Here is an 11,697-nt window from a genome sequence, read left to right on the forward strand (position 1 = left end):
CGCTGGTCGGCGTGCCACGATGCTCGGGTGCTCCGACCCTTCGTGGCCTATCTGCGGGTGTACGAACCTCTGCGCGCGCTGGGCGATCCCCCCGCGCAACAGCTGGTCGAGGCCGTTTCCGCGGGCGGGCTCAGCCGGGTCGCGATCGGCGAACGCGAACAGCGGATGTGGCTCAAGTCACAGGCGGCCGCGCCGGTGCGGCTGCTGCCCGCGCAGCTGCGCGACGGACGGCCCGCGCCGAGCCTCGTCACCGACGTGCTCGTGCTCGACCCGGCCGACCTCCCCGCCGGGCACTCGGCCGAGGGGCCGTTCGCGTGCCCGCTCGAACTGCGCGCCCGCTCCGCCGCGGCGTTGAGCACCTTCCTCGCCGACGCCGAGCCGGCGTTGCGGACCGCGGTCCTCGACTCCGGCGGCGTCACCGCGGATCGCGCCCGCGCGCAGACCAAAGCCGCGATGACCGACCTGACGGCCACCGCCGCGCACACCCTCACCACGACCTGGACCGTGCCGCTGCCCTGGTTCTCGCTGGTCGACCCGGACGAACGCAAGCTCGTGCTCGGCTCCGGCCCGGCCGACCCGGCGCGGGAAGCGTCCTGGCGGACGTCGATGTCGGCCGCGCTGCGCCGCGCGTCCGACGCGGGCGAGCTGATCGAGACGACCTTCGGCGACTCCGGCCCCGGCCGGGTGCTGTCGCAGACCCGGCAGTGGCTGGAGAGCTTCGACCCGGACTCGGTCGTCGAGCTGGACTACGGCGGCCTCGTGCAGCTGTTCGCCGACTCGCTGCTGGACGCCGACTCCACCGCGGAGGAGGTCCACGACATCCTCGACGCGCTGCGCACCGGGAACGTCGAGGAGCTGGCCGAGCTGTTTTCGCAGCTCCGTGAGTTCTGGGGCGACCTCGCGGCTAAGGAGCACTCCAACTGACCCGCAGCTCGCCGACTGGCTGACCGCCGCCGAGCACCGGTGGATTGACCAGGTCGGCCAGCTCTTCCGGGGCCGCGATGCCCAGCCGAGCGAGCACGGCCATGGCCAGCGGCGCGCACCCACGCTTATTGCCGTCTGCGATCTTGATCGCGCACGCGGTGCCGTCGCCCAGCGTGAACGCCAGAACACCTTCCGCGCCACTCTTCGACAGCAGCCCGGGCACGGCCTGCATCAGCCGGGTGTCCTCCCGGCCGGTGCCCGCGACCAGCCACGGGTGCCCTCGCATCGCGTCGGCCACTCGGCGCTCGTCGGAGCCCGGCTCGGCTTGCGCGAGCCGGCCGAACGACCGGGCGAGGCCGATCGGCGAGAACGCGAACAGCGGTGCGCTGCAGCCGTCGACCCCGACCGCGGCGATGGTTTCGCCGGTCAGCTCCTCGACCGTCTTGGCGAGCTGGACCTGCAGCGGATGATCCGGCAGCTGGTAGCCCTCGGTCGGCCAGCCGTTCGCGACGCACGTGGCGAGCATCGCGGCGTGCTTGCCCGAGCAGTTCATCGTGATCTGCCGCGGCTCGTCGGCCGCGTGCCGGGCGTCCTCGCCGATCGGCAGCTCGGCGGGGCAGGCAAGCGCCGACGGGTCGAGCCCGGCCCCGGACAGCATCGCCGCGACCCGCTCGACGTGTCCGGTTTCGCCGGAATGCGAGGCGCAGCCGAGCGCCAGGTCCGCGCCGTCGTAGCCGAGCCCGGCGCGGAGCATCCCGACGCCCTGCAGCGGCTTGTTCGCCGACCGGGGGAAGAACGGGCTGGTCACGTCGCCCGCGGAGAACTGGACGGAGCCGTCCGGGGCGGTGACGACGAGGCATCCGTGGTGGACGCTCTCGACGAATCCGTTCCGGACGACCTCGACGAGGATCGGCTGGCCGGTCATTCCTCGACGCGCCCCAGTTCGCTGTCCAGCAGTTGGTCCACAGTGGCCGCTCCGCTGCTGTAGCGCGCGGCGATCTCGGCGTTGAGCGTGTCCATCACGCCCTGGACCTGGCGGCGAAAGGAGGACACGGACGCTTCCTCGGCCGCGTACGTGTCCAGCGCGGCGGCGAGTTTGTCGTCCGAGAGCGAACCGACGTCGGTGAGCCCGGTGTCGCCGATCAGTGCCTCCGCGTGCCTGCGGTGCTCGCCGGCGCGGGACGGTTCGAGCTGCTGATGCCTGCCCGAACCGGCGGCCGGGCCGAGCGCGTTGTCGGCGAGGATCGACGCGAGCCGGTCGACGATGCTGCTCTGCCCGCCGGACGACCTGCGTTCCTGTTCGGCGCGCACGATGTCGATGCGGGCGTGCAGGAGCCGGCGCAGGTAGGACAGGTCTGTCTCTTCCTGCGCGGCTTCGTCGCGCCGCTCGCGCAGCACCGGGAGCGGCAAGTCGCCTAATCCGGTGAGATATCCCGGGCCGAGGACGCGGTCGATCCGTCGTCGCCCGCCGGGACGCACTTCGATCACGGGCACATCCTGCTCCACATTCCGCGACGACGCTACCGTCGAGTTCACTTCAGCCCCGCAGTCTCTGCGCTGCTTCCCGTCCGGGCGCCGCGTGCTCGCCCGGCACCGAGTCCGGATCGACAGTGGCCTGGACCACTCGGTCCTCGTCGCCTGCCAGCAGCTCCGCCCCGCCTGGCACCGAGCGCTTGACCAGCGCGAGCGCGATCGGGCCGAGTTCGTGGTGCTGCGCGACCGTGCCGATCCGGCCGACCACGCGTTCGCCGAGCTTCACCGGGTCGCCGGTCTCCGGCGTGATCTCCGGCGAACCGTCGAGGTGCAGCAGCGCGAGATAGCGCGGGGGACGGCCGACGTTGTGCACCTTCGAGACGGTCTCCTGACCGCGGTAGCAGCCCTTCGCGACGTGCGCGGCCGAGCCGATCCAGCCGACCTCGTGCGGAATGGCCCGCTCGTCGGTGTCGACGCCGAGCCGCGGATGCCGCGATTCCACCCGCAGCGCGTCGAAGGTCCACGAACCGGCCGGACGCGCGCCGGCGTCGGTGAGCCGTTGCCACCATTGAGTGAGCTGCGCGCGCGGCACCACGAGGTCCGCGCCCGCTCGCGTCGGCCACGGCATCCGGCGGGCGAAACCGCCCTCGGGCAGCGCGGCCACCGAGTACGGCTCGGCGCCAAGCTCGACCCCGAGCACGCTGTCGGTCTCCGGGCCGAGCACCGAAAGAACGGCCAGTTCTTCCGTCGCGTCGCGGATTTCGACCTTGGACCAGAACTTCATCGCTTCGAGGTAGTCACGCAGGGTTTGCTTGCCGCCCTTGGGCAACGCGCTCGTGGCGACCGGATCGGGGTCGCTGTCGAGGTACACCGTTTCGCCGGTGTGCGCGAGGACGAAATGGGCGTCGACGTGGCCTTGGCTGTCGAGGACGAGGGCTTCGGTGCCGGTGCCCTCGGCGAGTTCGGTGACGTGTTGCGAGATCACCAAATGCAACCAGGACAAGCGTTCCGGTCCGGTGACGGCGAGGATTTCGCGGTGGGAGCGGTCGATCACGACCACTCCCCGGGCGGCGGTGCGCTGCTCGGCGAACGGATCGCCCCAGTGCCACGGAACTCCGGCTTCCGGGTGGCCCTCGGGCGCGGCGACCGCGCGGGGGATTTCGAGCAGCGGCGAGCGGTACGGCATAGCTCTAAGGGTAACTCCGCCTTCCTCCCCACCCCCGCCCTCAACGGAGTGGCTGCGCCACACAGTGTTCGTACTACCTTGTGGGGATGCGCGTTCTCGCCTTCCTCGACGGTTCACTGGCCGACCCCGAAGCCGCTCACCTCCGGGTGGACGACCTCGGCCTGCTGCGCGGAGACGGGGTGTTCGAAACGATCCTCGTGGCGGTGAAAAAGCCGCGGGAAATGCGTCCGCACCTCGACCGGCTCGCCCGTTCCGCGGCGATGCTGGACCTGCCCGCCCCGGACCTGGACGGCTTCGCGCGCGCCGCGCAGGCGGTCGTCGACGCGTGGCGGGGCGGGCCGGAGATTGCCCTGAAACTCGTGTACACGCGGGGTGTCGACGGTGATCCGGAAGGAAAGCCGACGGCGTTCGCGATGGGCCTGGAGGTCGACGAGAAGGTGCTGCGGGCGCGCACCGAGGGCGTCTCCGTGGTGACCCTGGAACGCGGTTTCGGCCCCGAACTCGCCGAGCGCGCACCGTGGCTTTTGCTCGGCGCGAAAACGGTTTCCTACGCGATGAACATGGCCGCCCTGCGCGAGGCGGCTCGCCGTGGAGCGCAAGATGTGATCTTCACCGCTACCGACGATTCGGTGCTCGAAGGACCCACCTCGACGGTGGTACTGGCGAAGGACCGGACGCTCTACACGCCGCCGTCCACGGTTGGCATCCTGCCAGGAACGACGCAGTACGCGTTGTTCCGCGGCGCGGAGAAGGCTGGCTGGTCGGTGAAGGTGGAGCAGCTGTCGGTGGCTGACTTGCTGCAGGGGGACGGGGTTTTCCTGACGTCGTCGGTGCGGAAGGTGACCCGGGTGCACACGCTGAACGGGACCGCGCTGCCGGACGCGACGGCGCTGCACGGGGAGCTGGTGGCGGCTTACGAGGGCGAGTACTGAGGGCCTCGTGAGTGTTTGTGCCGGTTAGAACCGGCACAAACACTCACGACCCGCTGATCAGCACCACCGACGGCGTGACCCCCTCCGCCCGATACGCGCTGATCTTGTGGTGTCCGTCCAGCAGAAACGCCTGCGTACCGGACAAAACCACCGCTACCGGCCGGTGTCCGGAGCGGATCGCCGTGCGGTAGTACGTGACCCGGGCATCGTCGTCGTCCGGCCAGGGGCTCGCGGGGACCAGGTCGAGCGCATCGAGCCGTTGCGGGCCGCTGATCCGGTACTGGCCGTCGACGAGCAGGGCCAGCAGGTCGCGCAGGGTTTCCGCCAGCGGGAGGCGTACCTGGCCGGTCGCGAGCGCGATGCGCAGCGACTGCGGCAGCTCCGCTCGCCCTCCGGTGTTCAGCTCCAGGAAACCCGCGCCGCCGGTGATCGTTACCCGTTCCACGCTCAGAAGGACGCGTGGAACCGCACCAAGGTTCCGGGGAGTGCTTGCGCGAGTGCGCCGAGTGACTCCCGTCTCACGACCGCGACCACTGGATAACCGCCCGTGGTCGGATGGTCGGCGAGGAACACCAGCGGCAATCCGTTCGGCGGGACCTGGATCGCTCCGGTGAGCACGCCCTCGCTGGGTAACTCCGAAGTGGACACTCGGCGTAGCGGCGGCCCGTCGAGGCGGACCCCCACCCGGTTGGATTCCGCGGTGACTGTCCACTGTGTGTTGAGCGCGGTCGCGGCGTCGGCGAACCAGTCGTCGCGGGGGCCCAGCAGGACGGGCACCGTCAGCCGCGAGGGCACGGGCGCGGCGGCGACCACGTCGGCACCGGACGGAACACCGGTGACCGGGCCGAGCGGGACCGTTTCGCCGTCGCTCAACGGCGCGGGGCCGAGTCCGGAAAGGACATCAGTGGAACGGCTGCCCAGCACCGGTGGCACGGCGATTCCGCCGGACACCGTCAGGTAGCAGCGCAGTCCGGTGACCGGTCGGCCGATCCTCAGTTTTTGGCCTGGCCGCAGCGAAATCGGGGTATGCGAGCCGGTTTCCCGGCCGTCCACGAACACCGAGACCGGCGGTCCGGTCACCGCCGCGGTGCACGACGCGGCGGCCCGGATGGTCAGCCCGCCGAGCAGGGTTTCGATCCCGGCGGCGTCCTCGTTGTTGCCGACCAGTCGGTTGCCCAGCCGCAGCGCCGCGGCGTCGAGAGCACCCGACGGTGGGACCCCCAGATGTGCGTAGCCAGGGCGGCCGAGGTCTTGCACCAGCGCCTGCGGGCCGGTCGAGACGATCTCCACCGCGCGCATCAGACGCTCCGGAATCGCACGCGCAGACCAGGCGCGAACAGCGCTGGTTGCGCAGCGGAGGGGTCGAAGAGCGTCGCCTCGGTGTGTCCGATCAAGCGCCAGCCACCGGGGGATTCTCGTGGGTAGACGCCGGTGTACTCGTCGGCGATGGCCACGGCACCGGCGGGAACGCGGGTTCGCGGGGAGGCAAGGCGGGGTTGCTGCAGCTTGGCGGGAAGCCCGGCGAGATAGCCGAAGCCGGGGGCAAAACCGGTGAACGCCACCGTGTAGGTCGCGTTGGTGTGGAGGGTGACGACCTCGTCCACGCTGAGGCCAGCGTCCTCCGCGACCAGCGAGAGGTCTTCGCCGGAGTAGTGCACGTCCAAGACGACTTCGCGAGGCGGCCCGGCCGGTGGATGCGCCAGATCGGCCGAGGCCAGCAAAGACCGCGCGGCTTCCAGCGCGCCGGAGCCGGGCGTCGCGACCACCAGCAGAGTGCGGGCCCCGGGAACGATCTCCGCGACGCCGTCGAGCGCGGCTTCGGTGAGCGTCGCCCGGGCCGCGCTCATCTCGTCGAGCGAGGCACAGTCGAGCAGGGCGGCGTGTTCGCCGTACCGCCGCCAGCGCACGGCGTCTCCCGGAGCCTCAGCCCACCACGCGGCGCAGCAGCGCGGAGGCGTGCGGCTGCATTTCCTGGCCGACCATCGCGCGTTCCTCGACGTACCCGAGGTCGCCGTTCACCAGGCCGTACAGCCGCTGCGCGCCGGTGACCTCCTTGGCCGTCGCGGTGCGGATGACCGCGTCGGTGCCGAGTTCCCAGGACGTCTGGCTGCGCGGCTTCCCGTAGTACAGCTCGACGATGCCGGAACTGTGCGTGAGCAGCAGCTCCAGGGTGTCGTCCTCCTGCGGCCGCCAGAACCCGGTTTCGCGGGCGGCCGGCCGCAGCACGCTGCCGTCCTCGTTCAGCAGCCACGAGCGTGCCTCGTGGAACAGGAACGGGCGGCCGTCGTGCGAGACAGTGAGCTGCTGCGCGAACTTGATCGGCCCGTCGATCGTCGGGTAGTCGATCTCGCCCTCGCCGCGCCAGACGCCGACGAGCGGCAGCAGTGCCAGGCACGCGTCGTTCAGGTTCGGGCCCTCGCGCAGGTTCGCCGTGTCGTTCGGGATCGGCAGGTCGTCCCACAACGGCAGGTTGCGGTCGCGCGTGCTGGCGGCCCGCTCCTCAGCTGCTGCGATGGCCTCGTCGCCACTCGTCATGCTGATCAGCGCTGGTCGGCGTACAGCCGGTAGACGACGTAGACCGCGAACCACACGGTGGCCACGCCCGCGATGATCAACAGGGTCGTAAACAAGGTCTCCACAGCGAGGACAATAGTCCGCCCCGGCTCATCCGGCCCTGCGCAGGGTCACGGCGGTGAGGACGGTCACCGCCAGCAGCGCCGCGCCGCCCACCGCCATCGCGGTCCGCAGCCCGGTCGAGAGCGTGCTGCCGTGGTCGAGAAGCGCCCCGAGCGCGGCGATGCCGAGCGCCATCCCGACCTGCCGCGCGGCGTTGACCGTGCCGGCCGCGGTGCCGGTGCGCTGCGCTGGAAGCCCGGCGAGACCGACGACGTTGGTCGGGGTGATGCTCAGCCCCAGCCCGACGCCGGACAACGTGAGCGGGACGCAGAGCAGCCAGTACGGCATCGCGGTGTCGACCAGCAGGAAGGCGAAGCTGCCCGCGGTGGTGATGACCAGTCCGATCGGCAGCACGCGTTCCGCGGTGAAGCGAGCGGAGAGCTGGCCGGAGAAGAACGCGAGAACCGCGTTGGTGATCACGTACGGCAGCATCTGCACCCCTGCGGTCGAGGCGGTGCTGCCCCAAGCCTGCTGCAGGTACACGGCGATCAGGACCGGCAGCGGGTAGCACGCGAAGCCGATCACGAACGAGGTCAGGATCGAGGTGGCGAAGCGGAGTTTGCCGAACAGCCGGATCGGCAGCATCGGATGCGGGGCCCGCAGTTCCACGACGATGAACGCGGCCAGCCCGAGCGCGCCGACCACGGCGACGACCGCGTCGGACGCGATCACGGCGTAGGTGAACGACCCGATCCACAACGCGCCGAGCACCTGTCCCGGCAGGTCCAGCGCCCCGTGCGCGGGATCGGACGACTCGCCGAGACCCCGGTAGCTGGCGAACACCGCGAAGGCACCGATGGGCAGGTTGATCAGGAAGATCGCGGGCCAGCCGAACGCGTCGGTGATCGGACCGCCGACAAGCGGGCCGATGACCAGCGCACATCCGGCTACGCAGCCCCACGCGCCCATCATCCGGGCCCGTTCCCGCGGCTCCGGGTACGCGTGGGCGAGGAGCGCGATGCCGCCAGGGATGACCGCGGCGGCCGCGATTCCTTGCACCACGCGTGCGGCGATCAGCAGCCCGAGCGTCGGGGCGAGGCCGCACGCCAGCGAGGCGATCGTGAACACGGCGAGCCCGCCGAGGTAGATCCGCTTGCGGCCGTACCGGTCGCCGAGGATGCCGCCGGTGAGGATCACCGCGGCGAGCGCGACGGTGTATCCGTCGACAATCCATTGCAGGTCAGTGAATTCGGCGTGCAGTTCGCGCTGGATGGTCGGCAGCGCGACGCTCACCACGCTCGCGTCGAGCAACGCCATGAAGCTGCCGACGAACACGGCGACCGCCAGCAGCGGGCTACGGACAACGGTTTTCGTTTGGGACACGTCCGCGAGCTTGGGTCCTCAAGCCGCCTTGAGGTCAAGATTTTCGTGCCCCGGATACCGATGCCGGGGACTTAAGCTGCATGGCTCCATGGCTGCGGACCATCCACAAAGGACGCCAGGACCGACGATTTGCCCGATTGGCACCGGTGTGACCATTTTCGAAGGTCCGTGAGGGGAACCCTGAGGGAATCAGCGTCTGTGAAGGTTCCCTTCACGGACGACCCAGCCCCGCTCCCGCCGTCAACCTGGCACCGCCTGAAGGTCCCGGCATTGCCCCGGACACGAGGAAGGGCCCCTCGGAAACCGAGGGGCCCTCCTGGGAAAAGCGTTGTCAGGCAACCGAAATTGCCAGCTGATGCAGGCCCGGGCCTTCCGCGGTGACGTTGGCCTCGCCGTTGCCCGTGCGGTGCAGTGCGCGCACCGTCCAGGACCCGGCGGCCGCGTAGAAGCGGAAGTCGCCGTCGGCCGAGGAAACGACCTCGCCCGCGAAGTCGCCGCCGCCGTCGAGCAGCCGGACGAACGCGCCGCCGACCGGACCGCCGGTGCCGGTGACCTTGCCCGCCAGCACGACCTGGCCGTTGGTGTCGAAGTCCGCCGGGGTCGCTTCCTGCGCCGGTGCGCTGCAGCCGTCTGCCATTACTTAGCTCCCAACTCGACCGGAACGCCGACCAGCGAACCGTATTCCGTCCACGAACCGTCGTAGTTCTTCACGTCCGCCTGGCCGAGCAGCTCGTGCAGGGCGAACCAGGCGATCGAGGAACGCTCGCCGATGCGGCAGTAGGCGATGGTCGCCTTGCCCTCGTCGTAGCCGGCCTCGGCGTAGAGGTCCTTGATCTCCTGCTCGGACTTGAAGGTGCCGTCCTCGTTGGCGACCTTTGCCCACGGCACGTTCAGCGCGCCCGGGATGTGGCCCGGCACCTGCGACTGCTCCTGCGGCAGGTGCGCCGGGGCGAGCAGCTTGCCGGAGAACTCGTCCGGCGAGCGCACGTCGATGTAGTTCTTCGCGCCGATCGACTGGACGACCTCGTCGCGGAAGGCACGCAGCGACAGGTCCTGGTCCTTGGCCTTGTACGTGGTGGCCTCGCGCTTGACCTCGTCGGAGTTCAGCTCACGGCCGTCGAGTTCCCACTTCTTGCGGCCGCCGTCGAGCAGCTGCACGTTCTCGTGGCCGTAGAGCTTGAAGTACCAGTACGCGTAGGCGGCGAACCAGTTGTTGTTGCCGCCGTAGAGGATCACGCGGTCGTCGTTCGAGATGCCCTTCTCCGACAGGAGCTTCTCGAAGCCTTCCTTGTTGACGAAGTCGCGGCGGACGCCGTCCTGGAGGTCGTTGCGCCAGTCGAGCTTCACCGCGCCGCGGATGTGCCCGTTGTCGTAGGCGGTCGTGTCCTCGTCGACCTCGGCGAACACCACGCCCGGGGTGTCCAGGTTTTCCTCGGCCCACTGGGTGGTGACCAGGACGTCTTCTCGGCTCATGGAGCGAACTCTCTTTCTTGGTTGGGTTTACGAGGACGCCCGCGCGGGGCTGAAACGCTTGATCAGCAGGTACACCTGGCACCCGAGGCAGTAGTTGAAAGCCGCGTTGAGGAACGCGGCGAAGAGCGCGAACGCGGTCGCGACGATGCCGAGCGGCGTGACGCCGAAGGCGAAGCCGAGCGTGCCGACGAGCGCGAACACGAACCCGACCGCTTGGGCGAACCGCAACGGGGCGGCGTCCTCGCGTTCGGTCGGCGGCCCGAGTCGTGGGGCGACCACGAGCCGGTACAGCACCGAGTACGGCGCGGGCTTGAGCCCGACGAACGCACCGATCGCGAAGACCACGGTCTGCAGTGCGAGCAGCGGCCACCACTGCGTGATCAGCACGACGGCGAGCACCACCGTGGTCACGATCGCGGCGAACCTGGGACCTCGCGGGTCTACGGCCGGTCCGGCGGACATGGGTTCCTCCTGCTCAGTGCGAGGGGAAGGGCGTGCGTGACTGCACGCGGCGAAGACGGGCGGAGCTGGACGGGACGGCGCGAGACGTGCTTCAGCGCCGACCGGGAGAAGACAGACACAAGCTGCTGCGCACGCGGCAGAAATCGACCGCGCGGCGCTGCGTCAGAAGGGTGATGGGCAGCTCGTCCACAGGGGGGAGGGTACCCAGGCTCGCTCGCTCCCGGAACCATGTTCATTCCTTGGGACGAGGTCCGGATCTTGAGAATCAACCGCCGCGGTCAGCTGGGTGGGGCTTCCCCGTGACCGGATGGGCCTCGTGAGGGGAACCCTGCGGGACTCAGTGTCAATGCCAGGAGCTTGAGACACCACCCTGTGCGCGGTTGAGGCGCCTCTGCGCAGGTCAAGCGACGGACCCGTGCCGGGGCCAGCGCTGGCGGCGGAAGCGAGTCGTTCGTCCGTGAGGGGACCCCTGAGGGAGTCAGATTCCAATGCCAGGGACTTAAGGCGGGTGGCCTGACACCTGTTTGCAGTCCACAAAGGACACCGGGAGCGCCGAAATGCCCGATTTATGGTCACATGACCGGTTATCGTCGTCTGTGAGGGACCCCTTGAGGGAATCTGATTCCCTCAAGGGGTCCCTCACAGACGACGAACCCGCATGTCGGCGACGCGAACGAGGTCAACCCGAGCCCTGCCCAGACCTTCGGCCGGGGGCAGGCGCGCCTCAAGCACACCCACGGCCCCGGCATGGGGACTCGGAGTCCGCGAGGGGACCCCGCACGGACGTCGGCGGAACAGGGCGGCGAGAGTCAGCGAGGCGCGGCCGCGAGGTGCGGGCGGAGCGCTTCCAGCAGCTCCGGGCCCTTGGGCACGCCGCCCACGCGCAGCAGTTCCCGGCCTTCCGGGTCCAGCGCGAGCGTGGTCGGCGTGCTGAGCACCGACAGCGCCTGCGCGACCTCGGGACGTTCGGTGACGTCGAGGTCGACGTGGTGCAGGCCGTCGGTCTTCTCCGCGAGCGACGACAGAATCGCCCGCGTGTGCCGGCACGGGGTGCAGAACGTGGTGGAGATCTGCACCAGGGTGACGGCGGATTGCGGATCAAGGGCTTCGGCGACCGGAGCGGGGAGAGCGCGGGTCGTGGCGGCCGGCTTGGCCGCGCGGATCCGGCCGTTGCGGGCGCGCATGACCAGGCCGGCGGTCGTCGCGACGACCAGCGTCGCCAGCAGCACCCACACTCCGGTCACCGGG

Annotated in this window: 14 protein-coding genes; 2 read left to right on the forward strand and 12 right to left on the reverse strand. The window is 70.0% G+C overall.

The features are described 5' to 3' along the window. The first annotated feature begins 27 nt into the window (after positions 1-27). Positions 28-924 (forward strand): hypothetical protein, encoded by an 897-nt coding sequence (locus ACFSVL_RS13225; protein WP_378303850.1) that lies wholly within the window; start codon positions 28-30, stop codon positions 922-924. Here the strand turns inward: ACFSVL_RS13225 and ACFSVL_RS13230 are convergent. Genes ACFSVL_RS13230 through ygfZ form a run of 3 tightly spaced genes read right to left on the reverse strand, consistent with a single transcriptional unit; the run spans position 905 to position 3,583 of the window. Beyond that, a complete protein-coding gene (locus ACFSVL_RS13230; protein ID WP_378303852.1) occupies positions 905-1,849 on the reverse strand; it encodes an asparaginase in 945 nt (314 codons plus the stop codon). The two genes, ACFSVL_RS13225 and ACFSVL_RS13230, sit on opposite strands and share 20 nt — an antisense overlap. Further along, the gene (locus ACFSVL_RS13235; RefSeq protein WP_378303854.1) at positions 1,846-2,412 is read right to left on the reverse strand and encodes an RsiG family protein; all 567 of its coding nucleotides are present in this window, start codon (positions 2,410-2,412) and stop codon (positions 1,846-1,848) included. Before ACFSVL_RS13235 ends, ACFSVL_RS13230 begins: the two co-directional genes overlap by 4 nt. A gap of 49 nt (positions 2,413-2,461) precedes the next feature. Next, entirely contained in the window at positions 2,462-3,583 is a 1,122-nt protein-coding gene (gene ygfZ, locus ACFSVL_RS13240) for a CAF17-like 4Fe-4S cluster assembly/insertion protein YgfZ (RefSeq protein ID WP_378303856.1), read from the reverse strand. A gap of 86 nt (positions 3,584-3,669) precedes the next feature. Here ygfZ and ACFSVL_RS13245 point away from each other — a divergent pair, with 86 nt between their 5' ends. After that, positions 3,670-4,515 (forward strand): aminodeoxychorismate lyase, encoded by an 846-nt coding sequence (locus tag ACFSVL_RS13245; RefSeq protein WP_378303858.1) that lies wholly within the window; start codon positions 3,670-3,672, stop codon positions 4,513-4,515. Between the two features lie 43 nt (positions 4,516-4,558). On the opposite strand, the gene ACFSVL_RS13250 is transcribed toward ACFSVL_RS13245, so the two are convergent. The 9 genes from ACFSVL_RS13250 to ACFSVL_RS13290 all read right to left on the reverse strand — a co-directional run bounded on the left by ACFSVL_RS13250 (position 4,559) and on the right by ACFSVL_RS13290 (position 11,693). After that, positions 4,559-4,960: a hypothetical protein gene (locus ACFSVL_RS13250; protein ID WP_378303859.1), complete on the reverse strand. Its 402-nt coding sequence runs from the start codon at positions 4,958-4,960 to the stop codon at positions 4,559-4,561. Positions 4,961-4,962: 2 nt separating this feature from the next. Continuing rightward, positions 4,963-5,814: a 5-oxoprolinase subunit C family protein gene (locus ACFSVL_RS13255; protein ID WP_378303861.1), complete on the reverse strand. Its 852-nt coding sequence runs from the start codon at positions 5,812-5,814 to the stop codon at positions 4,963-4,965. After that, positions 5,814-6,422, reverse strand: coding sequence for a 5-oxoprolinase subunit B family protein (locus ACFSVL_RS13260; RefSeq protein WP_378303862.1), 609 nt, complete (start codon positions 6,420-6,422; stop codon positions 5,814-5,816). Before ACFSVL_RS13260 ends, ACFSVL_RS13255 begins: the two co-directional genes overlap by 1 nt. A 16-nt stretch (positions 6,423-6,438) precedes the next feature. Next, a complete protein-coding gene (locus ACFSVL_RS13265; RefSeq protein ID WP_378303864.1) occupies positions 6,439-7,050 on the reverse strand; it encodes an FABP family protein in 612 nt (203 codons plus the stop codon). A 129-nt stretch (positions 7,051-7,179) separates the two neighbouring features. Further along, entirely contained in the window at positions 7,180-8,514 is a 1,335-nt protein-coding gene (locus ACFSVL_RS13270; RefSeq protein ID WP_378303866.1) for a DHA2 family efflux MFS transporter permease subunit, read from the reverse strand. Positions 8,515-8,845: 331 nt separating this feature from the next. Continuing rightward, complete coding sequence (locus ACFSVL_RS13275) at positions 8,846-9,151, reverse strand: DUF1416 domain-containing protein (RefSeq protein WP_378303868.1); 306 nt, start codon at positions 9,149-9,151, stop codon at positions 8,846-8,848. Continuing rightward, the gene (locus ACFSVL_RS13280; RefSeq protein WP_370933254.1) at positions 9,151-9,987 is read right to left on the reverse strand and encodes a sulfurtransferase; all 837 of its coding nucleotides are present in this window, start codon (positions 9,985-9,987) and stop codon (positions 9,151-9,153) included. Before ACFSVL_RS13280 ends, ACFSVL_RS13275 begins: the two co-directional genes overlap by 1 nt. Before the next feature lie 27 nt (positions 9,988-10,014). After that, positions 10,015-10,449 carry a DUF4395 domain-containing protein gene (locus ACFSVL_RS13285; RefSeq protein WP_378303870.1) on the reverse strand — a complete coding sequence of 145 codons (435 nt, stop codon included), beginning with the start codon at positions 10,447-10,449 and terminating at the stop codon, positions 10,015-10,017. A gap of 809 nt (positions 10,450-11,258) precedes the next feature. Further along, entirely contained in the window at positions 11,259-11,693 is a 435-nt protein-coding gene (locus ACFSVL_RS13290) for a TlpA family protein disulfide reductase (protein WP_378303872.1), read from the reverse strand. Positions 11,694-11,697: the final 4 nt, after the last annotated feature.

Origin of the sequence: Amycolatopsis silviterrae (assembly GCF_042684085.1) — a bacterium.
GTDB lineage: Bacteria > Actinomycetota > Actinomycetes > Mycobacteriales > Pseudonocardiaceae > Amycolatopsis > Amycolatopsis silviterrae.

What these genes read in the sequence shown, in the direction of transcription:
- ACFSVL_RS13230 (WP_378303852.1), bottom strand. Translation starts at nt 1,849, where the DNA reads ATGACCGGCCAGCCGATCCTCGTCGAGGTCGTCCGGAACGGATTCGTC.
- ygfZ (WP_378303856.1), bottom strand. Translation starts at nt 3,583, where the DNA reads ATGCCGTACCGCTCGCCGCTGCTCGAAATCCCCCGCGCGGTCGCCGCG.
- ACFSVL_RS13245 (WP_378303858.1), top strand. Translation starts at nt 3,670, where the DNA reads ATGCGCGTTCTCGCCTTCCTCGACGGTTCACTGGCCGACCCCGAAGCC.
- ACFSVL_RS13255 (WP_378303861.1), bottom strand. Translation starts at nt 5,814, where the DNA reads ATGCGCGCGGTGGAGATCGTCTCGACCGGCCCGCAGGCGCTGGTGCAA.
- ACFSVL_RS13265 (WP_378303864.1), bottom strand. Translation starts at nt 7,050, where the DNA reads ATGACGAGTGGCGACGAGGCCATCGCAGCAGCTGAGGAGCGGGCCGCC.
- ACFSVL_RS13275 (WP_378303868.1), bottom strand. Translation starts at nt 9,151, where the DNA reads ATGGCAGACGGCTGCAGCGCACCGGCGCAGGAAGCGACCCCGGCGGAC.
- ACFSVL_RS13280 (WP_370933254.1), bottom strand. Translation starts at nt 9,987, where the DNA reads ATGAGCCGAGAAGACGTCCTGGTCACCACCCAGTGGGCCGAGGAAAAC.
- ACFSVL_RS13285 (WP_378303870.1), bottom strand. Translation starts at nt 10,449, where the DNA reads ATGTCCGCCGGACCGGCCGTAGACCCGCGAGGTCCCAGGTTCGCCGCG.